1 protein-coding gene is annotated in these 241 nt (G+C 41.1%); it reads left to right on the top strand.

The genetic code is table 11. From position 1 onward, the window contains the following. The coding region (locus tag JUI58_RS00010; protein ID WP_204101721.1) for a Uma2 family endonuclease at positions 1–241 on the top strand (241 nt) is incomplete at both ends.

The raw sequence follows: 241 nt of genomic DNA on the forward strand, positions 1-241 counted from the left end.
CGACAAAATGGGAGGTTTACGAAGAAATCTTACAAGTTCCTTATTATGTTATCTATGACCGCTATGAAAATCAGTTTCAGGGTTTTGTTTTGCAGTCGGGAAAATATGAACCGTTAGACTTAGAAGAGGGGCGATTGTGGTTAGAGGAGTTGGGTTTGGGTTTGGGTTTATGGGAAGGCATTTATGAGGGAGTAGAGGGGTTGTGGTTGCGTTTTTATGATGAGGTTGGTAATTGGATTTC

The sequence above is a fragment of the Spirulina sp. CCY15215 genome (genome assembly GCF_016888125.1).
In the GTDB taxonomy this organism is placed as follows: domain Bacteria; phylum Cyanobacteriota; class Cyanobacteriia; order Cyanobacteriales; family Spirulinaceae; genus CCY15215.